The following is a 24,219-nucleotide window of genomic DNA, read 5'->3' as shown; positions in this document are numbered from 1 at the left end:
TTTTGTCGAATTTCTTTTCCCGTAAATTTTTTTGAAGAGTTTAACCCTTTTTTGACCACACAAATGAAAATATACTGGTTAGTACTTTTCTTGGCTGATTTTCTAATTTGTATTGGGCGTAACAGTGCATGGGCGCAGAGCGTGGATTCGGTATCAATCACCAAAGAGCATAGCCGATTGGAAGAAGCCTTGGAAGCCCCCGAAAAAGTGTATCGGCTCAATCTAAGTAATCAGAATCTGAGCGATTTTCAAGGGTTACTGCCTAAGTTTACAAATTTACGCTACCTGAGTTTGCGAAATGGCAAACTCAATTATATACCCTCCGAGGTTTTAAAATTACGGCAGTTGCAGATACTTGATTTGGGAGAAAACAGTATCCGAGAATTACCTGCGGAGTTTGCAGGACTTAAAAATTTGGAAGAACTGTATCTTGATAATGACATATACCTTGACTTGTCTCAAAACATGAATGTATTGGGCAAGCTCCCGAAATTGAGAATACTACATTTAGAAAATGACGCTATTAAACAACTTCCGCAAAACATCAAAAACTTAACCCATTTAGAACAGTTGTTTCTGGGTAATAACCTGCTGCAATTTGTGCCTCCAGAAGTAAAAGGGCTACAAAATCTGAAATATTTAGACCTAAATCATAATAAAATTTCGATTGACTTACCGATGAATCAAGTTTCAGGACCAGGATTGAAAATCAAATTTTGACTAATTGCCTGTTTACCTGATGATTGTGCAGATACTATAACCCGCCCTAAATTCTAATGCTTTTCTAATGATAGACTAATACCTCTCTAATGTTGTTGCCGTAATTTTGACCTGTTGAAAAACAACAATAAGTATTCCAAATCATAAATCAGTAACATCATCATGAAATCGTTCAGTCATTCGTGTGTAGCAATCATTCTGCTCAGTACGTCGGCTGTGCTGGCGCAAAGGGTGTCCATTGATTCGCCGCACAACTATAAGCGCCCCGTTTCGCAGAGAACAACTCAAAACCAAACGGCATTAACAGTGCCCTCCGACGAGCGGGTAGTGCCTTTAAAATTGCAGAATAACGTAACATCAGTCCACAATTACAAACGCCAGGGAAGCGTAAATTTTTATCGGGAAGCAACGGTGGTGATGAGTGCTCCGGTCATAGGTATTGAGCCTCAAAACCCGTTTTTATTTCAGAACCATTATAAAAGCCACGTGAAACCTGCTTTGATGGAAGAAACAGTGGCTCTTAAAAAAGAAAAACCCAACGTAAAGAACGATACGTTGAGTAGATAGAAAACACCATTTCATTTTAGATTAAGAAACCAAGTAGATAGTGCCTTCGGGATTTTCCTGATGGCACTTTTACTTTGTAGAAATCTGAAATAGAAAAAGTTATTTTCGACAGAAATAAATGACTTCGTTGGCCGGAAGCGCGAAGCGTTTTACTTCTTCGGGAGTGAGTTCATTCATCACAAAACGGTCTTCCGTTACTTTAAAACCACCTTTTTCGAGGCGTTTGCCGTAATCACGACCAAAGAGACGGAGGTGGTCGTCTTGCCAATAATGCTTTTCACGCTCTTTAGGGTCGGTGATAGTGGGGTCTTCAAACGTAGTGGCTCTTGACCAATCCTGCGGAGATTGAATGATGGCCCAGCCGCCGGGTTTAAGTACCCGGTACAATTCTGACATGGCCTTGATGTCGTCATCTACATGTTCCATGACGTGATTGCAGAAGGCAACATCAAATGTATTGTCTTCAAACGGAATTTGGTGAATGTCCATTTTGACCTTTGCCAACGGCGATTCTATATCGGCAGTGATGTAGTCCAGATTTTTCATTTTTTCAAAGCGGTCAATGAAGCAGTACTCGGGCGCTACGTGCAGCAATTTGAGATTGTCTTTGAAAAAATTGGTTTTGCGCTGTAAATGTAGATACATCAGTCGGTGACGTTCAAGTGCCAAGCAGTTAGGACACAGCGCATTATCTCTGCCCGAACGCCCATAAGGTAAAAATTTGCGAAATTCGCTGCCGCAGACACTGCATTCGACGCCCTTTCCACTATAAAAAACTGACAGGACTTTGACTCCAAAATGACTTACTAACTGCAAATATTTGCGCGGAACATGCCGCAGAACCCAACTGATAATATCTTTCATTCGCGAATTTTATGAGATTTTTATTCTACAAGTCCTGTAAAGTTTTTACTTTTCGCAATAAAAGTAAAACGCCACGACACCAATAACAAAGATGATACCAAAAACTTCAAAACCACCGGGCCAAAAATTAGTTAAGCGGATGAATTCCCGCACCAAATCGTTGCTTTTAGCACCCTTCAGTTTGGTTTTGATTGGGTATGGTTTGTGTTTATTCAGCGAAGCGGGACATTTAAAACACACCGATGCTCCAATGCGTCAATGGATTTTAATGGGCACCTATAGCCTGATTGTAATTAATGCAGGACTTTCGTTTTTGGGGCAGGCCATTATTTTTCGTGTTCAATATCAATATCGTCAGGAAACCCGTCGCAGATTGAAGAAAATGCAGAAAGAATTTGAAGCTGTCCTTAAAAAGAAAAATGCCGCACAAGGCGGCAAGATTGGTTAGGCTTTAGCGGCAAATTCTGCCTTAATTGCCTCTACATCTATTTTTTTAATTTCCGGTTTCCAAGAACGTTGTTTCATTAAAGTTTGCTTGTTCTGTGGAATCATTACGTTACGCTTTGCTTTGCGCAAAAGTTTAGTTACTGCCATTGTCGTATTATCTTAATATATGATTGTTTCTGAAAAATGAGCCGCAAAAATACGGATTCATTTTCAAAAAAGTAAACCCTACGCCTAATTTTTTCAACATAGGTGCTACTTTTGTGGTCTAACAGCGGGTAGCGGCTTGTGAGCAGTGTTTATTGCTGATCAGCCGCCAACTGCTAATCACCAATCACCAACATAATGAGTAAACCTTCTTTGGCCCGTGGTACCCGCGATTTTGGCCCCGCGCAAATGTCTAAGCGCAATTATATTTTTGATATGATTCGACGTGTTTTTCAGCGATATGGCTTTCTGCCCTTAGAAACCCCTGCCATCGAAAATCTTTCCGTATTGATGGGAAAATACGGCGATGAAGGCGATCAATTGTTGTTTAAAATACTCAATTCAGGAAATTTTGCCGAAGGACTGACCGAAACTCAATTACAGGAAGGGTATAAGAAATTGACACTCAAGGTCTCCGAAAAAGGACTTCGTTATGATTTGACCGTTCCATTTGCCCGTTACGTAGTGATGAATCGCAGTGATTTGGTCATGCCTTTCAAACGCTACCAAATCCAGCCCGTTTGGCGTGCCGACCGTCCTCAGCGCGGTCGCTACCGGGAGTTTTACCAATGCGATGCCGATGTTGTAGGAACCGATTCGTTGCTTTGCGAAGCCGAAATTGTGCTGATGATTCACGAAGTATTACGTGGATTGGGAATGGAGAGTTTTACCGTAAAAATCAATAACCGAAAAATTTTAAGCGGAATTGCGGAAGTAATAGGGGCACCTGGTCAGGAAGGTCCTATGTGTGTGGCGATTGATAAATTGGATAAAATCGGCAAAGAGAAAGTAGAAGAAGAGCTGAAAGAAAGAGGGTTTTCGGCCGAAACCATTGAAAAGCTCCAACCGATTTTTGAATTGACCAACAACCAAACGGATATTTTCAGCAGTCTTCGTGTCTGGTTGGAGGGTTCTGAAATAGGTTCAAAGGGGATAACGGAATTGGAAGAAGTATGGGCCAAAGTGGATAAATTCGGTTTGTCTCAGCCGCAACTTCAGTTGGATGTGACACTGGCTCGTGGACTGAGTTACTATACAGGAGCTATTTTTGAAGTGAAAGCCAATGAGGTACAAATCGGAAGTATTTCGGGTGGAGGACGTTACGATAACTTGACGGGTACGTTTGGAATGCCCGGTTTGTCAGGGGTGGGTATTTCATTTGGCGTTGACCGTATTTACGATGTGATGGAAGAATTGAAACTTTTTCCTGAAAATCAGTCGATTTCTACGCAGGTGATGATTACGAATTTTGACGCCGATGCTGAAGCGTATGGATTAGGTATCTTGCGTCAGTTGCGGGAAGCGGGGATTAATGCGGAGTTGTATCCCGATGCTTCCAAACTGAAAAAACAGTTCGATTATGCGGACCGTAAGCTTATTCCGTACGTGTTAATTATCGGTTCCGATGAAATTCAGACGGGAATATTGTCCTTAAAAAACATGAAATCGGGTGAGCAGCAGAAATTGGGTTTAGAGCATATTTTATCTATTTTTGCTTAAAAGGAGACAGAAATGAGCGCACAACCACCAACTTCTTATACGCCCGAACAATACCTCGAAATGGAGCGTCAAGCCCCCTACAAAAGTGAATACTTTCGAGGCGAAATTTTTGCAATGGCAGGTGCAACGACGCGGCATAATGTAGTGTCAGATAATCTCTCCGCAAATCTGAATATGGCACTCCGAAGAAAGGGATGCCGTACGATGTCGAGCGACCAGCGTATTTTGACGCGTCATACAGATGGACTTTATAGTTATCCTGATATTGTTATTGTGTGCGGTAAACCTCAGTTTTCAGACCTTTACAAAGATACGGTCATGAATCCCGTCGTTATCGTTGAAGTACTTTTCAAAAGTACCGAAGGGTATGACCGTGGGGATAAATTTTTATTGTATCGTCAGTTGGAGAGTTTGAAAGAGTATGTGCTTGTGGACTCTAAAAAAATCCATGCTGAAGTGTATCGAAAAAATGAAGAAGGTTTTTGGTTATTAGCCTCAGAAGCCATTGATATACTGGAATCTATTTATTTGAAGTCTGTAGATGTGACGCTGCCAATGGAAGATGTGTATCTCAATACGGATGATTTACCCATAGAATGAAATAATTTAACCTCACCCCCTCCGCACGGGCGTCCCCGCCCTTTCAGGAGAAGGGTTCTCTTTTTTTAAATATTATGAAAAATCTTTTCCTTTTAACCTTTACGATCTTCTGTTTTATTGGCTGCAAAACGGCTAAAAAAGCCCTCAAACGTGGTGATTATGATGAGTCGGTATTGCGTGCCGCCGATAAACTCAAAGACAGTCCTAACGCTTCTACCTCGGCTGACGTGCTCAAACAGGCTTATCCCTTGGCTTTGCAGCAAAATTTAGACGATGTTGCTCGTTATCAAAATTCTCCCGAGGCCTTTCATTGGGAGCCCGTTGTGAATGCTTACGAACGACTCAATAAAATGTACGATGCTTTGCGCAGATGTCCTGCCTGTGAGCGATTGGTGACCGTGCGTAGTTTTATCCCCGAAGAACGGGATGCCCGCGAAAAAGCGGCCGGTGAGCGTTACGAAGCAGGGATGGTGTCTATGAGGAATAAAGAAAACCGACAAATGGCTCGTCAGGCATACGAAAATTTTGAAAAGTGCGATGCACTATTGGGAGGTTTTAGGGATGTGCTTTCCAAATTGGACGAATCGTATGAATATGGTTCGCACAAAGTAGTAGTAGAGCAGGTACTTGTGACTTCCCGTGCGTATCAGCTGAGTAATGAGTATTTTCAGAACAAAGTCAATGAATTCTTGCAAACCAATAAGCGACTCAACAAGTTTGTGCGGTTTTATTCTCCCGAAGAAGCTTCGAGTATTCGCCTCAAACCCGACCACGTGATTAAGCTAGAATTTGATGACTTTGTGGTGGGCCAAACTCTCATCCAATCCAATACCGAAACCGTGACCAGTAAAGACTCGGTGCAAGTAGGGGAAACGACGGTAGCGGGCAAGAAAATTTCGGTGTATAACAAAGTAACGGCCAAGTTGACAAAGTCACGTAAATCCGTACTGTCGTCGGGCGTATTGGATATGCAGATTATGGATTTTCGGAGCAAGTCAGTCGTAAATCAGGAAAAATTTCGTGGTGATTACAGTTGGTTTTGTGAGTGGGGAAATTACAATGGGGATGAACGCGCATTGACGGCTGACCAAAAACGGATTTGCAATACCCGTGAAATCAATCCACCCCCGTCACAGCAACTTTTTGTTGAGTTCAGCAAGCCCATCTACGACCGCCTGACGAGTAAGATTCGGGACTATTATAAGAATTATTGAGAAGTATAAAGATTAGAGCCGTACTTTAACTAACAAACCCCGCGCAGATTTAATCTACGCGGGGTTTGTTGATTTTGCATTGTAACTACTTCAAACTCTTCTCGTAAGCCAAGCGCTTTTCGTAAAAATCCATAAAACCCTCTAACTGCTCCACGGGAAGGCGGCGGGCAATGATTTTTTTATCCTGATCCAAGACATACACCATGGGCGTGGTAGTGACGTCAAAATCCTTTCGGAAGTCAATTCGGAAGGTGTAATCGTAGCCGTGCACCCATTCGCCTACGCCAAAATCGCGAATGTATTTTTTCCATTGCTCGGGGGCGCGGGCTACTGAGGCGGCATAAACCTGTACAGTCGTTTTATTTTTTTCGTAAAATGCTTTCAGCGCCGGCGTTGATTCCTTGCAATGTCCGCAGTCAGGGTCGTAAAAGAAGACGACGGTATATTTCGCTTTTAAGTCGGCAAGGGGGCGTAGTTTGCCGGCCGTATCTGTCAAGGCAAGTGCCGGCATAATTTTCCCAACGAGCAAAGGCTTGATGGTTTTTACTTTGGAACGAATGTTTTGAACCGTACTGGAGTCCGTAATGGGCATAATACCCCCGAGATAATACTTCTCAGCTAAATGCACAAATACCGCATCGCCACCAATCGTAGTGGGGTTTTCGGCTTGATTGGTCAAATACCAGATGCAATAGGCCTGCAATTCTTTACTGCCGCCTTTGAGTGCTTTCCCAATCACAAAATCGGATGATTTAATGAGAGAATCAGGGTCCTGAAAGGTCAATTCCTGAATGTACCGATCTAATTTTCGTTGAAGAGCGGGCGTACGTACCAGCCTTTCGTCCGAAAAATCAAAATTGTCCCAATAATGTGCTTTGTAATAATGGAACAACCAAGCGGAATCGGGACGACCGTCGGGGCGCTTGGGAGCGGCAGGAAGCTGAATTTCTGCACTTGCTGAAAGAATCTTACCCGTAAGCGAGTTGCTGTTCTCTTTGGCAAATTCTTGGTAATATTCCATGATTTGGCGTCGGATATTGTTTATCTTAGCCTGTGTCATCATGTCTTGGCGTAATTTCTGTTGGGCTTGAAGAAAACCTATTTCGCTGTTATAGCCCACCAATTGTTTTTGGTATTTATAAAAACGTTCACTGTCGGGAGAGCCTTCAATTTTCATATTTCCAATCACGTTGGCCGTATCGGTACTGAAAGTGAAGTTTTGCTCTTTTCCAATTACAAAGTCCGTAAATCGGCGTTTGCTGGGCAACAATAGCATGTAAAGACCTTCCAGCAGAGGCTTGTCACCGCTAAAAGTCAGGTTGCCGTTTGCATCGGCAACAGCCGTGTCTTTTACAATGTATTGGCCATATCCAAAGTAATGCGCCAAGGTAAGAGGCTCGGGCTTGACTCCTTTGATGGTCCCTTTGATTTGATAGCCGTTTTGCGCCTGAACAGCAGAAATAAAAATAAAGGAAATAAAAAGAAAATAGTATTTTCTCATGTGGGTCAACCGATTTTAATGGAATGGAAAGAGCTGGGTTTGTCCCTACTGCCGACTGCTTGTCGATGTAGGCTGTCCCGCTTTGCTTTCCATAGCAATGCGTTTTTTATACACATTCAAAAATGGTTCCAAATCTTCGACTCCAATCCTACGAGCGATAATTTTTTTGTTTTTATCCAATATATAAATGGTAGGTGTTGAGTAGGTATCGTAGTCGTTACGGTAAACTACTTGACGTGAAGCTACTAAACCGTAACTGTTAATGAGGTTTTCAAGCTTAAATTCTTTGACAAACTTTCGCCAGTCGTCTTCACTTCCATCAATGGCTATGGTCATGATTTCCACTCCCTGTGAGTGTAATTTTTCTTGGATTACTTTAAGTTTAGGCGCTGACTCGCGGCAGTGTCCGCAAGTAGGAGAATAAAAAAAGATGACCTGATAATCCGCTTTAACGCCATGAATATAATCAAGACGACTGGCGTCCCGATAGCTCATTACGCCGATGTCCGGCAGCGTCTTGTTAACAAGAAGCGGTTTAAGAATTTTGATGCGTTCGGAAATGTTTTTCAAGGTAGAACTATCTGTTACGGGCATTATTCCCGTTAGGTAGTATTTTTCGCCCATGTGCACAAAAACTCCTTCGGTTCCCACAATCTTCGCATTTTCGTACTGATTGGTAATAAACCAAATGCAATAGGAAATAACGTCTTTTTGCTTTCCTGCAATCGCTTTATTCACTACAAAATCAACCTCTTTGATAATCGAATCTTCCGATTGAACGGTCAAATCTTTGATATAACGCTCCAGTTTTTGATGTAAAAAAGGAGTCTGTATCATTCGGACATCTGCAAAATCGAAATTGTCCCAAAAGTGATTTTTGTAGTAATTGAATACCCATGCAGAGTCCGTTTTTCCGTTGGGAAGTTTAGGCGCCGGGGGCAATTCAGGCTCTGCCGAGGCTTTGAAGAGTTTTACGGTAAATGAGCCTTCGTTTTCTTTCATGAAGGTATCATAAAACTTTTTACGCTGCTCCTGCAAATCCTTGACACGCTTATCGGTATCGGGTACTTTTTGGGCTTTCAAACGCTGATACTCGTCTTCTTTTCCCTTCATAAACCGCTGGAAATCATAAAATAACTCATTGTCTCGGCTGCCAGTGATGCGACTGCTTCCAATCATATCGGTGGTGTCGGCAGTAAAACTGAAGGTTTGGTCATCGGTAATTAATACTCGAAATAAAGTTTTTCGGTCGGGGAGTACTACTTCATAAATCCCTCCCGGCAATGGCTGGGCACCTTCAAAAACAAAACGGCCGTTGGCATCTGCCTGAGCGGTATCTTTAGCATAAATTTGGGCGGCATAATAATTTGCCAAAATGCAACTTCCTCCCTTAAGATTTTTTATTTGCCCTTCGATACGGTAGCCTGCCTGAGCGACAACTCCGCTGCTGATACAAATTAGTAGAAAGAAAAAGGTAATTTTCAATTTCATTTTTTGTACTTTTTTTAGAATCCCAAAATTAGCGTATTTATTTTTAGTTAATTAAACGAAATTTTAGCGTTTTTAGCGTTCGTTTTCACTAAACAGCCCTATGTTTTATTTTCTCTCTAAGACTTTTGATGTTTTACTGATGCCATTAACGATGGCTTTTATTGCAATCATCTACGCTCTGTTTCTCAAAAACCGTGCCCGAAGCCGTTGGATTATTGGCAGTGCTCTTCTGATGTTATACATTGTAAGCAGTCCCATTTTTGTTAATTTGTTGTTAAAATGGTGGGAGCCCAAAAGTTATCCGCCAAGCCCAAGCTATGAAGTCGCGGCGGTACTTACCGGAGGAATGGTGAAACGATATGATTATACCACAAAACATATTTGGCTTGGTTTCAGCGGTGATCGGGCGGTGCAGGCGTTTGAATTGTATAAAAAAGGGAAAATAAAGAAAATCATTATCAGTGGAGGTGGTAAATCGTTGTTGGGAAACAAAAAAAATGTATCCGAAAATGACGGTATACGCCAATATTTGATTTACTCTGGAGTGCCTGCCGAGGATATAATTCAGGAATCGCAATCCCGAAATACAAAGGATAATGCAATCAATACGGCAAAAATCCTGAAAGAGCAATTCAATACCAATAAATGCATTGTGATTACTTCTGCCTTCCACACGCCGAGGGCGGTTAGATGTTTCCAAAAAGCAGGCGTTGATGTCGCTGCATTTCCTGCGCATTATATGCAGGAAAATTATGAGCTGTGGATAGATAAATTTTTCCCCTCAGAACAGGCGTTGGAAGCTTTTTACTACGTTTGGCATGAGATGGTTGGCTTTACCATCTATAAGGTAATGGGGTATGTTTGATTTTATTACCGACAGAATCAGAAACGTTCTGCCGGTAATAAAGTCGTATGTTAGGTACTCAGAATTTTTACCATTCGCAGCATATCTTCGTTGATGGGCTTTGGCAGGCGAATCGTATCTTTGAAAGGAGTATAAACGATTTCATTGTTAACAATACCTACCATCACATTCTGAAGGTCATTCATCAGACCCTCAACGGCACCAAGCCCTAAACGGCTCGCCAGAATGCGGTCGTAAGCCGTTGGAATCCCACCCCGCTGAATGTGTCCAAGGGTAGTCACTCGAATGTCAATTTCTACATCTACCCGTTGCTTGATTTTTTCAGCAACTTGGGCGGCATTTCCTTCTTCGTCGCCTTCAGCCACGATAATAATGGAAGAAGATTTGGAGCGGTTCCATCCTTGTTTCAGGGTTTCCACCACTTCCGATATAGGAGTCAGTACTTCTGGTACCATCACAATTTCCGCACCTCCCGCAATCCCCGATTGAATGGCAATATAGCCAGAGTCACGTCCCATTACTTCAATGAAAAATACCCGGTCATGCGAATCGGCCGTATCCCGGATTTTGTCAATGGCTTCGAGGGCCGTGTTTACGGCTGTATCGTAGCCAATGGTATAATCAGTACCGTAAAGGTCATTGTCAATGGTGCCCGGTGCTCCTACGGTAGGAATACCGTATTCATCAAAGAAGATAGTGGCTCCCGTAAACGTTCCGTTTCCGCCAATGGCAACCAATCCCTCTATTCCAAATTTTTGGAGTTGTTCGTAGGCTTTTTGGCGGCCTTCTTTGGTCATAAATTCTTTACTTCGCGCAGACTTGAGAATGGTACCGCCGCGTTGAATAATATTACTGACAGAGTGAGAAGTCATCTGATAAATGTCACCGGAAATCATACCATTGTAACCGCGGCGGATGCCATAGACTTCTATACCATAATACATTGCACTGCGTACGACGGCCCGGATACAAGCATTCATACCGGGGGCGTCACCGCCGGAGGTAAAAACTGCAATTTTTTTAATCATAAGTTAGGTATTAAGGTGGTTTTTATTTCAGTAGCAAATCAAACTTAGAGTATGGCTTTGTACATCAAACACACAAATTTATTTTCTATTTCGATGAAATACCGAATATTTTGAAATTTTCTTGAAAATTTAACCCGACAGCAAAATCCCGGGTAATTTTGAGAAAGGTAAATTTAATCATTTAATATCATTGTTTTTAAGCACTTATCAGTATCTTATCCTACTTCATCATTCCGCTAAAACTTTTTAGCAATTAAAACGACCCAATCCGTAAAATTACTACTTTTGCCCAAGTGATATAAACTTTAAATTATGCTTAGAACGATTGCTAAATTGCCTGTTCTCGGTCGGTTGGTACTGATAATTTACCGAATTAGAGTAGGATTGAATTTTGTACTGACTACTGTTGGGAGATATATCAAGTGGCTGTTTACGTCGAAAGAAACAACCAACCTGACCTACGACCTGCGAGATGACAATTTGATTTATTTGGAACACTTCGTTGCGGCAGTAACAGGTAAAACCTACCAAGAAATCCATTTGTATTTCAGGGAGATTTTAGAAGACCAGGCATTTTATAAGCACATACAGGACTTATATCAACACGGAGCTGATGCATTTAAGTCGGATAAAGAAGTTCGGTTGGCACGTCGGCTGGGCTGGTACGTTATTATAAGAATCACCAAACCTAAATTAGTGATAGAAACCGGCGTCGACAAAGGATTGGGAAGTTGTGTGATTGCAGCAGCTTTGTTAAGAAATAGAGCCGAAGGTTTTGAAGGGTCTTACTACGGTACGGATATTAACCCCAGCGCGGGTTTTTTATTTAAAGCCCCTTATAATCAGGTCGGTAAAATTCTATACGGGGATTCCATTGAGTCTTTGAAGAAAATAAATGAGTCCATTGACGTGTTTATCAATGACAGCGACCACTCAGCCACTTATGAGGCGGAGGAATACGAGACAATCAAGAACCAATTGAGTGCCAATTCTTACGTCATCGCTGATAATGCCCATTGTAACACCAAACTTCACGAGTTTGCCCTAAAAACAAACCGTAAATTTCTGTATTTTCAGGAAATTCCTAAAAACCATTGGTACCTTGGCGCGAGTATTGCAGTGGCCTACGGTAAAGAATCATAAAGTACAACTCGTCTAAAATCTAAATTTTCCCCTTGGAGACACAGGGGTTTTTTATTGAAATGAAAAAAGTAATAAATCTTAAATCGCTGTTGCCACATTTGTTGGTTGTGTTGGGCTTTGCGGCCCTTTCCTGGGGGTACATGAGCCCTGTTCTGAAAGGCAAAGTGCTGATTCAAAATGACCCTGTTCAGGCAGCGGGAGCTTCTCATGAGGTGGCAGAATACTTTAAACAAACCGGTGAGTGGTCAGGTTGGACCAACAGTACCTTTGGAGGGATGCCTACTTATTTTATTTGGGGACGGCTTTCTAAAGGCGCTGTGGCCCCTATTGGGATGTTTACGAGCACATTTGGGCAGGGAGGCTATATCTTCTTTTATTTATTGGGAGCTTATTTGCTCCTGATTTCCATGGAATGTGGGTTAACGGCAAGTTTATTGGGCGCTATAGCCTTTGCTTTTTTTTCCTACAATATTCAAATCATCGAAGCAGGGCATATTTCCAAAGTAAATGCGCTTTCTTTCTCACCCATCATGATGGCAGGGGTGGTCTGGGCTTATCGAGGTCGAAGTTGGTTGGGATCGGCCATTTTTAGTTTTGGATTGGGATTGGATTTATGGGCCAACCACGCACAAATCACCTACTATTCGGGGTTATTGATGATAATCTTGGGAGTATTTGAATTAGTAAGAGCTATACAGGAAAAGCATGTAGGAAAATTTTTGATAGCTACGGCATTTATGGCCGTATTCGGCCTCATCGTGGTAGCAAATAATACCTCTACGTTATGGACCACTTATGAATATACCAAAGAAACAATTCGCGGTAAATCTGAATTGTCTCCTAAACCCGGTACTGCAAAAGTAAGCGAGGGCTTAGATCGGGATTATGCTTTTGGTTGGAGTTATGGTAAATTGGAGTCGTTGACTTTGTTGATTCCTAATTTTTCAGGAGGAGCGTCAGGAGGTGAATTGGATGAGAAATCAGAAGTGTATAAAACACTGGGACGTTATAATATCCCTCCCGAAACGGCGATTCAATTTGCTCGCTCCCTTCCCACTTATTGGGGCGATCAGACGTTTGTAGGTGGTGGTGTCTATGCGGGAGCCATTATTTGTTTTCTTTTTGTATTGGGGCTGTTTATTGCCGATAAGCGTTATAAATATCCTTTTGGAATAGGGGCTCTTTTCTTCCTGATTATTTCTTGGGGAGAAAATTTGAGTTCGGTCAACTACTTTTTGTTTGACAACTTTCCGATGTTCAATAAGTTTCGGGCCGTAAGTATGGCCCTGTCGTTGGTTCAATTGTGCGTTGCTGTTATAGCTACTTTGGGAGTAAAGAAATTGATGGACGAAAAACCAGATTGGAAACAACTTCAACGACCATTTTTTATTAGTTTAGCCCTTACGGGAGGGGTAGCACTTCTGTTTACCCTCATTCCGGGTCTGTTTGATTTTAAGGCACCTAAAGATGCAGGATTGGTTGAGAATTTGACCCAACAGTTTGGGAATAACAAAGCCGCCGCCAACGATATTTACAATGCTTTACTCACGGACCGAGTGGATATGTTGCGTTCAGATGCTTTTCGGAGTTTGATTTTTATTTTATTGGCGGCGGGTCTTATTTGGGCCTATGCCACCCAAAAACTTAAAAATGTGACCATCGTTGCGGGAGCATTGGCATTTCTGACGCTCGTTGATATGTGGACAGTAGATCGCCGCTATCTAAACAATGACAGTTTCCAACAAAAATGGTATTTGTACGATGACCTGTTTCAACCGAGTCCGGCCAATCAGCAAATTATGCAGGATACAGACCCTAACTATCGGGTGATTGACTTAACAACCAGTCCATTTCAGGATGCGAAATTGTCCTATTTCCATAAATCTCTGGGGGGGTATCATGGTGCTACCCTGCGTAGGTATCGGGAAGTGGTGGATGCGCAAATGTCTAAAAACAACATGGCGGTATTTAATATGCTGAATACACGTTATTTCATCGTTCCGGGTCAGGATGGACAGCCAACGGTACAGCGCAACCCGGAAGCCTTGGGTAATGCGTGGTTTGTGAAGGAGGTAAAACTGGTCAATAACGCTGATGAAGAACTGAAAGCGTTGGATAAGTTTGAACCTCGTCAAACGGCGTTTGTTGATAAGCGTTTTGCGGACCAAGTACAAAATGTGAAGCCGCAGGCAGATACTGCTGCCAAAATTCGATTGACGGAGTACAAGCCCAATCACCTGACGTATGAATCTGACGCAAAGACCGCAGAAGTAGCGATTTTTTCCGAAATCTACTACCGAGGAGGTATAGATTGGAAATCCTACGTGGACGGGCAGGAAGCTTCGCATTTTAGAGCTGATTATATTCTGCGCGGTATGGTGGTACCGGCAGGAAAACACAAGATTGAATTCAAATTTGATCCGCCTGCGGTAAAAACAGGCCAACAAATTGACCGATTTGCAGCATTTGCCTGGATTTTGTTGATGGCCGGCGCGATATTTATGGAATACCGACAAAAATCAAAAGCAGCGTAATGCTGAAAAAATGTCGAATGTAGGAGTGACGAATGACGAATTTTTTCTCTTACAGAGTCTTAAGCTATAAAGTTGCATCTTCATTTCAATACAATTAGAGCCAAAGCAATTTGGCTCTAATTGTGTTTTAGGGCGTAGATTTTTATCCCTTTGATTTCTTCTTTGAACGTATAGTTGTCGGCGATGAATTGAGCTAATTCTGGATAGTTTTGGTGGCCGTATTTTTTCGGATCGTTCATCCATAACGTTTTTGGGGTCATGGCATCTACAAAAACCTTGGGTCGAGTTCGTTTGATATCCTGAATGTAACGCTGATAATAAGCCGCTTGAAGCGGATGTTTCATCGCGCTTCTTACAGAGTGGTTTTCATTAACACCCTGAGGCATTTGGGTTTCTACGTAATACTGGCAAGCCCATCCCCAAACCACTAAATAGTCTCCGGGTTTTCCGTACTTAAGAATGGCCTGTCCAACCGGACTTAGCTCCCTTTGGTCAGAAACGGCTGTTGTGTATAAATTTAAGTAGGAACCCGTGGCAAGACGCTTAACGCAAAGGGCAATAAAGATAACTTGAGTAGATAAAATAGCCCACCGCCAAATCGGCTTGATTTGACTTAAATACAAACCTATAAACAAACAACAGGGGAGAATAAAATACAGGAAATGATGCGGGTAAAAACTGCCCGTGCGAATAATAGTTGCTACCACCATAAAAAAGTAGCCCGAAAGCATTACCCAAAAATAAGAATTGAGTTTTATGGTTTTTAGAAAGGCTTCTTTCGCGGTGATTTTTAAAAGAAATACTCCTGTCAGCAGCACAAACGGGAAAAACCAGTACTCTAATCCAAAAGCACGCTTGAAAACAATCAGGGGAAATCGGATAAGTAGATAAAAAGGACTACGGACGGTGCTGTCCGAAAAATGCATTTTCAATTGCGCATTGGCTTTGATATAATAGAAAAAAAAGTCATCCAGTACGTCATTGGCCTGCATATACCATAGCCAGCCTCCCCACACCGCTATAATACTGCCTGCCAGAACACTGCCATAGAGGAACGCTTTTTGTTTTTGAAAGAAAAATAACAGAAACAGGCTCCAAACTCCCAGAACAAAAGACAAGGGAAGGGCTTGGATTTTACAAAGGACAATCAAGGCTGTAGAGATTCCAAAGGCGATTAATTCCAACAACGGAAAGTCTTTTTTTCGTGTCCAGCGAGCGATAAGGTAAACATTGAAACTAAGGAATAAAATGGCAATTCCTTCACTGTAATAATGCAGATAATTAGCGTTTTGGGCAAAAGTGATGAATGCTATGGTAGGGATTACCGCCAGTTGAGCTATGAAAACGGACTGTAACTGTTTTAGGGCTTTGTACAGGAAAATTACCGAGGATGCGGTAATCAGCCAGCTTAAAATATGGGCTAAACGAAAATCCAGTTTGAACCCTAATAGATGTACAAAAGCCAATACATAATTATTGATGGGGCCGCTGGTAGTAGGGTCTACAGAACGATAAAGCAAAGGGTCGAAGGTCAGGGTCAAGCCTTGAGCTAACATCTGACTTTCGTCTGGATTAAGCGGAAGATTGTGTAGAAGAATAGGGAGGCGCATAAAACCCGAGATGAAGAAAATAACGCCAACGAGAATAAAATCCGATACAGGACGATTGCGAAGAATGAGCCAACTACTGAAAATGCCTAAAAATAAATGTCCAAATAGCCACCAAATGAGGGGACGAGTATCGAAGTCAATCCAATTTAAAAGTATCATAGTTACGTATTTAGAGTCTTCTTGAAGCCCCAAACAGCTTCTTGGTGCGAATCGGTTTATTGGGCAAAAATACTCAAATAATAGAATTGTTTGGTTTTAACAAAGGAGAAGCGGCAATAAAAATCCCTCCCCGCCTTGGATTTTACCAATGTGCAGGGAGGGATTTACCTAAACCGCAGACTTATCTAATCAATCTTCAGTATTTTTCGGGTTGTTTGTTCATTGTCCTGAGTTAGTTCCAAAACGTACAATCCAAACGGTAGTGAGCGAATGTCAATTTTTCCCACGAACGATTTTCCCGTTTTCAAGAAGTGATTTTGTTTCACAATCTGAGTTGCGTTTACATCAAACAGTTTGACCTCAAGCGGGCCGGTACGTTCATTTTCCAGTGAAAAAGAGACGAAATCACTGGCAGGATTTGGATATACAACCAGTGAATTGAATAATTCATTCGTGGTTTCGGCAACGGCCAAACGCGCCGCACCGTTGGAGGGTAAAACAAAGACAGGAGTTTCGGTAAGTGTGAGTGTAAGCTTACCGAGGTTAGCTGGCATTTTAACTACATTCATGGAATCGCTTCCAACTTTAGGCGAGTAAACGTTCGCTTGGTTAAAATTGCCCATTGATAACGTATAGTTGGCAGTACGGCCTGTTTCATCTGGAACGTACAGTGCATAAACTGATTGACCGTTCAGTTCATAGCGGTCTACCGAAGGGTCTTTGGAAAGGGTTTCTTTATAAACGTAATCGCCAAACCGTTTGGAGGTTTGATAAAAATAATCTGATACGGGTTTACGGGTCTTGTCATCATTGATTAATCCCGATGAAGCAAACTGGGTAGGATTGGGAAAGTTGTCATCGTACAATTCATAGAAGAACCCTCGGTCGATACCCAAACGATTGTACATCAGGGCAGAGCGCAAACTCCAGTCGGCCTGCGTAATATATTCTGATTTAGTGCCGATTGGAATGGCTTTGTAAGGGCTGCCTTGGTTGGCATCGTAGCCCAATTCCGTAATCCAAATAGGCATATCATTTTGTTCACGGTGGGCCATTTGTACAAATTCGTCGGCTACTTTTCCGGCATTGGAGACTTCTGGGGCAGTTCCTCGGGTAGAAATGCCGTTTTGTGAGGCGTTGGAATTGTTGGAATAATAATGGTAGTTGATCACATCCCAGCAAATATTTACCGAACCGTCGGCATTGTATCCTCTGAATTCTTTACACCAGTCAATCATACCCCGTACATAATCAGTGCTTGCCGAAGCTAAGCCTGTCATCACGACTTTGATAGTTGGGTCGGTATTTTTCACCCCAACTCCCGCGCCCATCGTGTTTTTGTGTCCATCATAAAAAGCGGAGAGATTGGCCGCGTATTCACGAGCGGTTTGGTACGCTTTGCGTCCTCTCCACCATTTGTCTCGTTCGTTTCCGCACTCAATGTATTTAACAAGCCCCAAGCCGATTTTCAGCGTATTGATGCCATCACCTGTCCAACGCTGTTTACTGTTTACACTTAACAATGCGGGATTGACCAAGGTATTGCTTCCGTAACGGGCTACGTACTGGAAACCTGTTTTTGCCTGTTCGATGTAAGAGGCAGGATCGGAAAAACTTTTTCCGTATCTGACGGGCACATTGTCATAATCCTGGTCAGCGGCAGGATAAGTGGCTATCAGCCACGGGGGGATGGTTTGGAGACAGGCCAATACCTCAATCCCTTCGATTTTACAGCGTTCGTAAACGGCATCGTAATTCCAGCCACCACTGTCGGTAGGATTGTAGGTGTAGCTTCCTTCGGTATGTTCGAGTTTATCCCAGTCCATGTAGTGACGAAATCCTGAGAATGTCTTGATAGGCTTGATTTTGGATTCGTCAATGACGTCACTGGTAATGCCCAGAAAATTCCACTCAAAAGCATTGACCCCGAAGCCATTTTTCAATTTTACTTCTCTTTTAGGGGCGAGCGTAACGGGTTTGACACTGGCTTTGTAAGTGCCGTATAGCTCGATTTCGGAAGGATAACCCCCAGAACTATTGATGAGTAAGTAGCGAATTTTACCAACGGGAGGTGTATCGAGTGTGAATTTTCCGCTGTTGGCTGGATTGGGGCCTACCCATTGATTGTATGTTTCACCCGTAAAACTTGCCACCGGAATTCGTTGCCATTGGTCAGTAATCACGGAAAGCGTCATTGGAGTATCCTTAATGATCCCTTCCCAGTCATAAAACCTAATGCTTTGGAGCGATATTTCTTCATCGCTGAGGAGTGGATAATAAGCATCATAATTACTCAATATGGTTTGAACGGATATGTCAGTGACACCGTCAAAAAGCCCTCCCAAACCATTGTCCAATGTATTTAGTTGATACCAGCGTTTCGCATCAATCGGAATTTTTGTGCCGACAACCGCTGGGTTTGGCGGAGTAGGGGGTGTAGTTGTAGGCGGATCAACAGTGGCAGTTGACACCGCCTGACCATACACCTGAACTTTTTGCGGAATATTATTGCCAAACTTGTGTACGATGATAGCATCGGCTACGAGTGGTTGAGCGAGTTTTAAGTCAACAAATGTTTTGTAGGTAAGCCCTTCAAACACTCCTAAAAAAGTCTTGGTTGTTCCGTCGAGTGCGTAAATAGAAGCGGGGTTGGTCGTAAATACCCCCTCATAATCATAAAAAGACAGACGGGTAATTTTGCTTCGTTTTTCAAAGGTCAACTTCACATCCACCCACTTGGAGTTGCCCGTCCAGACACTGGCTACCAAACTGTTCAGGTTGTCGTTGAGCCAGGGCGTGTAGTCCTGCCCTGTGTTTTCGCTCGGGGTAGCTGCTGTTATTTTCACTCGTTCTTCGGCCGGAGGCGCAGGAACATCAAGCGGGTCATTGAGTACGGCCTATCCGTACACATTGATTTTTTGGGGAATATTATTGCCGAACTTATGTACCACAATGGCATCGGCTAATACAGATTGACCGGGTTTGTAACTCACCCAAGTTTTGTAAGTAGAGCTGTCAAAAGTAGCTAAAAGCGTTTTTTGTGTTCCGTTTTGGGCATAAATTTGGGCCGGATAGTCGGTAAATACACCTTCAAAATCGTACAGACTTATTTTATTGATCAGGGCTTTTTGAGCTAATTTTACGGTTATATCCACCCATTTTGAGTTGCCCGTCCAAGCGCTTGCTACCATGCTGTTCAGGTCGTCGTTGAGTCAGGGTGTGTAGCCCTGCCCTGTATTTTCGCTTGCAGAAATGGATAGTAATTTGATGCGGTCTTCGACGACGGCAAGGACGGTCGTTGCTGTGATGGATTGACCGAATACCTTGATTTTTTGGGGAATGTTATTGCCGAATTTATGCACTACGATAGCATCCCCCACCAATGGTTGCGTAAGTTTCAAATCAACAAAAGTTTTGTAGGTAAGCCCTTCAAACAAGCCCAAAAAAATCTTTTGTGTACCGTTCAACACATAAATGTAAGCGGGCTTGTCTGTAAAAACGCCTTCAAAATCATAAAAGGAAAGACGGCTAATCAGGGCTTTCTTCTCTAATTTCAGGGTTACATCCACCCATTTTGAGTTGCCCGTCCAGGCACTGGGTACTAAATTGTTCAAATCGTCATTAAGCCAGGAGGAATAATCCTGCCCCGTGTTTTCACTGGGGATGGCTGAAACGATAGTGATTCGTTCTTCTGTTTGTGTGAAGGCGGAAAGCGTAGTAAAACATAAAATAAGGGCAAGGATAGTTTTTTTCATAAATATTGAGTAGTGATTTTTAAGAAGAAAATTAAAGAATCCGCGAAGGTAACAAAAAGGCATACTTTTGGTGTGAAAAATCCATTAAAAAAGCTGCCGAGGGGTTCGCCCGCGGCAGCTTTTTTAATGGATTGAAACTGTGTGAATACGTAAGTGTTAGAAACCTAATCCCAGTGCCATACCGCGCACAACAGGATTTCCCGGTAATGTGCCTCCACCAGTAGCAGCGCCGTTGGCGAGGTTGATGGAATAGACTCTGGTTGTTCCACCGGAACGAAGTAAGGCATACGCTATGCCGCTCATTCCGCCAATGTCAAAGCCATTGGTGCTTTCTGTCTGAACTCCCAATGAACCTACGGGTACGAGTGTGCCGTTGTTAGGCGGATTTTGAATGTAAAGCATTGCATTTGCCCCGGTAGATTCAATGTTGTAAAGCGTAGTAGCAGCTGCTCCGGCAAAATTGTTGGTATAGGCCGAAGCGGTTACACTTGGGCTTCCCGGATTCAAGTTGGCGTCCGTAAATGCCACTGCACCGGTATCAGGGATAAGGCGTAAATTTTGACCGCTATTGCTGGTTACTCGGATACGGTCAACGGTAGGGTTGAAGTCAAATCCAAAGTCGGCTCCGCTCAGTGCAGGCGAAAACGGGGCTGCTCCAATGGCCGTAGCCACTCCGTTTGAAGTGTTAATCGTATAAAGGCGGCTGGTACTTCCCAATGCATACAATTGTCCATTGATGGGACGGAAATCAATGCCAAGTACGGATTCTCCCGGTTGCAAGCCCACGATAGCCTTCGATATAGGTGCCGGATTCGTGGGATTGAAAATCAAGAGATTATTGGTATTGTCTACGGCATAAGCAGTAGGTTCGGTTGGAATGGTGATTCCAATGACGTTGCTTGGTAAATCACCTAATTTTTGAAGGCGTCCGGTTGTAAGATTGACTTGATCTAATTCCGTTGCACCACCAAACGTTACCGAGGCGATGGCATCTCCATTAGGAGAAATATCAAAGCCACCTACGGCCGTGATGTCTAATCCCAGTGGGCCTACATCGGCCAATGTTCCATTGTTAGGCGGATCTTGGCGATAAAGCCGATCCGTAACCGGGTCAATTTCATAAAGTGTCGTCGTCGCAGCACCCGATTTATTGTTGGTGTAAGCACCGCCCATAATGACTGCTCCTACTACTCCGTTAATGTTTCCATCAGTAGCCGCTACTGCTCCCGTTTCAGGATGGAGACGCAGGTTTTGGCCTGTGTTTGTTATCAATCGGATACGGTCAACAGTAGGATTAAAATCTAAACCTACTGCATTTCCGATTAATGCCGGAGAAAAAGGCCCTGTACCCAGAGCCACAGAAGCGCCTGTTACAGGATTGATAATGTACAAACGACTGCTGCTGCCTACCCCATACAATTGACCGGTGGCAGGGCGAAAATCAATCGCTAAAATTTGCTCTCCCTGCGGTAATCCCGAAATCGTTACGTTAGCAGTGGGAGTATTGGTAGAACGTACGTTGAGGGCAAGCAGTTGATTGCCGGAGGTAAGTGCATAAAAAGGCGCTTCGGGAAGGGTCTGAGGGGCAGGAGACATACGGTGATCCTGACAGGAATTGAAGGTAATTAGCGAGGTAAGGGCTACAAGAAACCCAACGGAACGCAATTTCTGATTGTAACACATAGCAATAATTTTAAAGTGTTTAGCGTGTGAGGACAACTTCTTGAAAACTATTGCTATGTACGAAGATATGTATGCTTTGGATTTTGGAAGAAATGTATTTTTGAATTATTGGTGTTATATTGTTGAAATAGTGTGAGTTACAAAAGTTTAAGTTGTGCTGAAAAAAGCAGACAGGAATTAGAAGCAGTTTCTTTAAAATGCTGTAACCACTTTGTGAAAGAAATTGTGGGCAGCTAATTTAAAGAAATACATTTCCATTCGCCGGTAAACACACGCAGGCAATTGTTGGTCAAATCATACACGATCATTCCTCTTTTGGGAGAAGAGATCGCTGAAATCTGCGCAAAGGTAAGCTGAGGTACCAAAATATAATTAGGACTGAATTCTGTAGCTTGAACAGGAGAAAGGGAATTGATTACTGTTACATTGCTCGTAGTGGCAGAGCAACCGGTAGCCGTTGCCGTAAATGTAAAATTAACTACTCCCGATGACTTTCCTGTAACCAGCCCTGCGTTAGTTATACTTGCCTTGGCAGGGTCACTGCTCACCCATGTTCCTCCTGAAGTAGGGGTTAAGGTAATGGTACTGTCCACAAAGACTGAAGCCGCGGAGGTACTAACTATAGGCAGTGGATTGACCGTTATGGTTGCGGTACCTACGGCAAAACCGGTCGTTTGAACAGAATTGTCCGGATAGGCTACAGACACCAACGTATAGGTAGTTGTGCTGTTGACAGGATTGGTAAACACATTAAACGGAGTGCCGCTTGTCACATTGGAAGCGGTTCGGTTTGCAGTACCGTCATTGTAAACCACGGTATAAGGCCCGGGACCTGCGGTTGAAGTCCACGTTAATTGTCCTGTTCCCGATGCGCAAAACGGCCCATTAGCTGTTAAACTGCCCTGCGGTACTGATTGTCGAAATAGGGATACATCGTTGCCGCTACTGTTAGCAACGGTCAAATCGGGCTTTTCATCGCCATCTATATCGCCGATAACGGCAGACCAAGGTGCTGTTCCTGTGGTGAAATCTACTTTACCGGCCAAACTTACAGTCCCCGAACTTGAGGTGTTACGAAATACAGATACAGTATTAGTTGTGCTGTTTGCCACGGCCAAATCGGGTTTCCCATCTCCATCTATATCACCCATAGTGATAGATTTAGGAAATTTACCAGAGACAAAATCCACTCTGCCAGCAAAACTGATTGTCCCTGAAGTAGAGGTATTGCGAAAGAGGGATACTCCCCCGCCCGCAAACAGCAGATTTGCGATAGCCAAATCAGGTTTTCCATCGCCATCTATATCGCCGATGGCCACAGAATAATTACCCGGCCCTCCACCCAGAACTATCCTTGTGGCAAAACTGATTGTACCTGAGGTGGATGTATTGCGCAATACAGCGACGTCACCACCATCGCCTTGAGTGACAGCCAAATCGGCTTTCCCGTTTCCATCAATATCGCCGATAGCTACTGAAGTAGGATTGGAGGCTGCAAAAAAATCCACTTTAGTCGCAAAGCTGATTGCGCCTGATGAAGAAGTATTGCGTAATATCGATACATTATTACTTCCGCCATTAGTCACGGCTAAATCAGGTTTCCCATCTCCATCAATATCACCGATAACCACTGAAGTAGGCCCGGTTCCGGTGGTGAAATCTGCCTTGGAAGCAAAACTGACTGTACCTGAAGTGGAAGTGTTGCACAATACCGATACACTGTTATCAACGCCGTTGACCACGGCCAAATCGGGTTTTCCATCGCCATCTATATCGCCGATGCTTACTGAAACAGGAGAGGAGCCGGTAGTAAAATCCACTTTAGTGGCAAAACTGACTGTACCTGAAGTGGAAGTATTGCGCAGTATGGATACCGTGTTGCTGCCTGAATTTGCTACGGCCAAATCGGGCTTTCCATCGCCGTCTATATCGCCGATACTCACCGATTTTGGAGTTGTTCCGGTTGTTTGGTCTTGTTTAGCATCGAAAGCAATGGTACCTGCCAAGGTCACAACGAATGGTTTGGCGGAATAAGCCGTTAAATTATTGGTTAAATTAGTAACTGATATGTACTGATAGGTTGTTGCTGTTGGTACTGTTACAGTCAAACTTGTGGGACCGGCAGCGGTAACTGAGGCTTTGGTGGCACCGAAAAATACAATGTTATTAGTAGCATCAAAACCGGTACCCGTAATGGTGACACTTGTGCCAACGGGGCCGCTGGTGGGTGAAAAATTGGTAATAATGGGCGCCTGAGCATTTACAAACTGAAAGGCAACAGCCATTAGAAGGAAAGCAAGTAGTGTATTGTTCATGATAGAAATGGTTTTTGAT

The 24,219-nt window shown here is 43.2% G+C and carries 20 protein-coding genes; 9 read left to right on the top strand and 11 right to left on the bottom strand.

Annotated features, from left to right (window positions below; all coding sequences use genetic code 11):
• Positions 1-63 precede the first annotated feature (63 nt).
• Together Q0081_RS13375 and Q0081_RS13370 are read left to right on the top strand one after the other, a co-directional pair.
• Positions 64-720 carry a leucine-rich repeat domain-containing protein gene (locus Q0081_RS13375; RefSeq protein ID WP_298354098.1) on the top strand — a complete coding sequence of 219 codons (657 nt, stop codon included), beginning with the start codon at positions 64-66 and terminating at the stop codon, positions 718-720.
• 162 nt (positions 721-882) lie between these two features.
• A complete protein-coding gene (locus Q0081_RS13370; RefSeq protein WP_298354096.1) occupies positions 883-1,287 on the top strand; it encodes a hypothetical protein in 405 nt (134 codons plus the stop codon).
• A gap of 99 nt (positions 1,288-1,386) precedes the next feature.
• On the opposite strand, the gene Q0081_RS13365 is transcribed toward Q0081_RS13370, so the two are convergent.
• On the bottom strand, positions 1,387-2,151 hold the full coding sequence (locus tag Q0081_RS13365; RefSeq protein ID WP_298354092.1) for a class I SAM-dependent methyltransferase: 765 nt from the start codon (positions 2,149-2,151) through the stop codon (positions 1,387-1,389).
• A gap of 139 nt (positions 2,152-2,290) precedes the next feature.
• Here Q0081_RS13365 and Q0081_RS13360 point away from each other — a divergent pair, with 139 nt between their 5' ends.
• On the top strand, positions 2,291-2,599 hold the full coding sequence (locus Q0081_RS13360) for a hypothetical protein (RefSeq protein ID WP_298354089.1): 309 nt from the start codon (positions 2,291-2,293) through the stop codon (positions 2,597-2,599).
• Here Q0081_RS13360 and Q0081_RS13355 read toward each other — a convergent pair.
• The gene (locus Q0081_RS13355) at positions 2,596-2,745 is read right to left on the bottom strand and encodes a hypothetical protein (protein ID WP_298354086.1); all 150 of its coding nucleotides are present in this window, start codon (positions 2,743-2,745) and stop codon (positions 2,596-2,598) included. The genes Q0081_RS13360 and Q0081_RS13355 overlap by 4 nt on opposite strands.
• A 195-nt stretch (positions 2,746-2,940) precedes the next feature.
• Here Q0081_RS13355 and hisS point away from each other — a divergent pair, with 195 nt between their 5' ends.
• The 3 genes from hisS (at position 2,941) to Q0081_RS13340 (ending at position 6,116) form a co-directional block, all read left to right on the top strand.
• Positions 2,941-4,302 carry a histidine--tRNA ligase gene (gene hisS / locus Q0081_RS13350; RefSeq protein WP_298354083.1) on the top strand — a complete coding sequence of 454 codons (1,362 nt, stop codon included), beginning with the start codon at positions 2,941-2,943 and terminating at the stop codon, positions 4,300-4,302.
• Positions 4,303-4,314: 12 nt separating this feature from the next.
• Positions 4,315-4,902 carry a Uma2 family endonuclease gene (locus Q0081_RS13345; protein WP_298354080.1) on the top strand — a complete coding sequence of 196 codons (588 nt, stop codon included), beginning with the start codon at positions 4,315-4,317 and terminating at the stop codon, positions 4,900-4,902.
• A gap of 74 nt (positions 4,903-4,976) precedes the next feature.
• On the top strand, positions 4,977-6,116 hold the full coding sequence (locus tag Q0081_RS13340) for a hypothetical protein (protein ID WP_298354077.1): 1,140 nt from the start codon (positions 4,977-4,979) through the stop codon (positions 6,114-6,116).
• Between the two features lie 85 nt (positions 6,117-6,201).
• Here Q0081_RS13340 and Q0081_RS13335 read toward each other — a convergent pair whose 3' ends face one another.
• Together Q0081_RS13335 and Q0081_RS13330 are read right to left on the bottom strand one after the other, a co-directional pair.
• On the bottom strand, positions 6,202-7,617 hold the full coding sequence (locus Q0081_RS13335; protein WP_298354075.1) for a TlpA family protein disulfide reductase: 1,416 nt from the start codon (positions 7,615-7,617) through the stop codon (positions 6,202-6,204).
• Between the two features lie 45 nt (positions 7,618-7,662).
• Entirely contained in the window at positions 7,663-9,108 is a 1,446-nt protein-coding gene (locus Q0081_RS13330) for a TlpA family protein disulfide reductase (protein ID WP_298354072.1), read from the bottom strand.
• Positions 9,109-9,208: 100 nt separating this feature from the next.
• Here Q0081_RS13330 and Q0081_RS13325 point away from each other — a divergent pair, with 100 nt between their 5' ends.
• The gene (locus tag Q0081_RS13325) at positions 9,209-9,973 is read left to right on the top strand and encodes a YdcF family protein (protein WP_298354069.1); all 765 of its coding nucleotides are present in this window, start codon (positions 9,209-9,211) and stop codon (positions 9,971-9,973) included.
• Positions 9,974-10,023: 50 nt separating this feature from the next.
• Here the strand turns inward: Q0081_RS13325 and pfkA are convergent, their stop codons facing one another.
• Positions 10,024-10,998, bottom strand: a complete 975-nt coding sequence (gene pfkA, locus Q0081_RS13320) for a 6-phosphofructokinase (RefSeq protein ID WP_298354148.1) — start codon at positions 10,996-10,998, stop codon at positions 10,024-10,026.
• A gap of 315 nt (positions 10,999-11,313) precedes the next feature.
• Between pfkA and Q0081_RS13315 the strand changes: the two genes are divergently transcribed.
• Together Q0081_RS13315 and Q0081_RS13310 are read left to right on the top strand one after the other, a co-directional pair.
• Positions 11,314-12,144, top strand: a complete 831-nt coding sequence (locus tag Q0081_RS13315; RefSeq protein ID WP_298354066.1) for a class I SAM-dependent methyltransferase — start codon at positions 11,314-11,316, stop codon at positions 12,142-12,144.
• 59 nt (positions 12,145-12,203) lie between these two features.
• Entirely contained in the window at positions 12,204-14,678 is a 2,475-nt protein-coding gene (locus Q0081_RS13310; protein ID WP_298354062.1) for a hypothetical protein, read from the top strand.
• Between the two features lie 116 nt (positions 14,679-14,794).
• On the opposite strand, the gene Q0081_RS13305 is transcribed toward Q0081_RS13310, so the two are convergent.
• The 6 genes from Q0081_RS13305 to Q0081_RS13280 all read right to left on the bottom strand — a co-directional run bounded on the left by Q0081_RS13305 (position 14,795) and on the right by Q0081_RS13280 (position 24,200).
• On the bottom strand, positions 14,795-16,447 hold the full coding sequence (locus Q0081_RS13305; protein WP_298354059.1) for a hypothetical protein: 1,653 nt from the start codon (positions 16,445-16,447) through the stop codon (positions 14,795-14,797).
• A gap of 185 nt (positions 16,448-16,632) precedes the next feature.
• The gene (locus Q0081_RS13300; RefSeq protein WP_298354056.1) at positions 16,633-19,293 is read right to left on the bottom strand and encodes a T9SS type A sorting domain-containing protein; all 2,661 of its coding nucleotides are present in this window, start codon (positions 19,291-19,293) and stop codon (positions 16,633-16,635) included.
• Between the two features lie 51 nt (positions 19,294-19,344).
• Entirely contained in the window at positions 19,345-19,638 is a 294-nt protein-coding gene (locus Q0081_RS13295) for a hypothetical protein (RefSeq protein WP_298354052.1), read from the bottom strand.
• Between the two features lie 21 nt (positions 19,639-19,659).
• Complete coding sequence (locus Q0081_RS13290) at positions 19,660-20,202, bottom strand: hypothetical protein (protein WP_298354049.1); 543 nt, start codon at positions 20,200-20,202, stop codon at positions 19,660-19,662.
• 156 nt (positions 20,203-20,358) lie between these two features.
• Positions 20,359-21,885: a DUF4394 domain-containing protein gene (locus Q0081_RS13285; RefSeq protein ID WP_298354046.1), complete on the bottom strand. Its 1,527-nt coding sequence runs from the start codon at positions 21,883-21,885 to the stop codon at positions 20,359-20,361.
• Positions 21,886-22,118: 233 nt separating this feature from the next.
• On the bottom strand, positions 22,119-24,200 hold the full coding sequence (locus Q0081_RS13280) for an FG-GAP-like repeat-containing protein (protein ID WP_298354043.1): 2,082 nt from the start codon (positions 24,198-24,200) through the stop codon (positions 22,119-22,121).
• Between the last annotated feature and the right edge of the window lie 19 nt (positions 24,201-24,219).

Source organism: Runella sp., assembly GCF_027484545.1.
GTDB lineage: Bacteria > Bacteroidota > Bacteroidia > Cytophagales > Spirosomataceae > Runella.
This window is presented reverse-complemented; position numbering and strand designations above follow the sequence as displayed.

Coding starts and splice junctions, on each gene's coding strand:
- Q0081_RS13335 (WP_298354075.1), bottom strand. CDS start 7,617: ATGAGAAAATACTATTTTCTTTTTATTTCCTTTATTTTTATTTCTGCT.
- Q0081_RS13330 (WP_298354072.1), bottom strand. CDS start 9,108: ATGAAATTGAAAATTACCTTTTTCTTTCTACTAATTTGTATCAGCAGC.
- Q0081_RS13345 (WP_298354080.1), top strand. CDS start 4,315: ATGAGCGCACAACCACCAACTTCTTATACGCCCGAACAATACCTCGAA.
- Q0081_RS13305 (WP_298354059.1), bottom strand. CDS start 16,447: ATGATACTTTTAAATTGGATTGACTTCGATACTCGTCCCCTCATTTGG.
- Q0081_RS13315 (WP_298354066.1), top strand. CDS start 11,314: ATGCTTAGAACGATTGCTAAATTGCCTGTTCTCGGTCGGTTGGTACTG.
- Q0081_RS13370 (WP_298354096.1), top strand. CDS start 883: ATGAAATCGTTCAGTCATTCGTGTGTAGCAATCATTCTGCTCAGTACG.
- Q0081_RS13285 (WP_298354046.1), bottom strand. CDS start 21,885: ATGTGTTACAATCAGAAATTGCGTTCCGTTGGGTTTCTTGTAGCCCTT.
- Q0081_RS13310 (WP_298354062.1), top strand. CDS start 12,204: ATGAAAAAAGTAATAAATCTTAAATCGCTGTTGCCACATTTGTTGGTT.
- Q0081_RS13360 (WP_298354089.1), top strand. CDS start 2,291: ATGAATTCCCGCACCAAATCGTTGCTTTTAGCACCCTTCAGTTTGGTT.
- Q0081_RS13340 (WP_298354077.1), top strand. CDS start 4,977: ATGAAAAATCTTTTCCTTTTAACCTTTACGATCTTCTGTTTTATTGGC.
- Q0081_RS13280 (WP_298354043.1), bottom strand. CDS start 24,200: ATGAACAATACACTACTTGCTTTCCTTCTAATGGCTGTTGCCTTTCAG.
- Q0081_RS13365 (WP_298354092.1), bottom strand. CDS start 2,151: ATGAAAGATATTATCAGTTGGGTTCTGCGGCATGTTCCGCGCAAATAT.
- hisS (WP_298354083.1), top strand. CDS start 2,941: ATGAGTAAACCTTCTTTGGCCCGTGGTACCCGCGATTTTGGCCCCGCG.
- Q0081_RS13375 (WP_298354098.1), top strand. CDS start 64: ATGAAAATATACTGGTTAGTACTTTTCTTGGCTGATTTTCTAATTTGT.
- Q0081_RS13290 (WP_298354049.1), bottom strand. CDS start 20,202: ATGAAAAAAACTATCCTTGCCCTTATTTTATGTTTTACTACGCTTTCC.
- Q0081_RS13355 (WP_298354086.1), bottom strand. CDS start 2,745: ATGGCAGTAACTAAACTTTTGCGCAAAGCAAAGCGTAACGTAATGATT.
- Q0081_RS13295 (WP_298354052.1), bottom strand. CDS start 19,638: ATGGTAGCAAGCGCTTGGACGGGCAACTCAAAATGGGTGGATATAACC.
- Q0081_RS13325 (WP_298354069.1), top strand. CDS start 9,209: ATGTTTTATTTTCTCTCTAAGACTTTTGATGTTTTACTGATGCCATTA.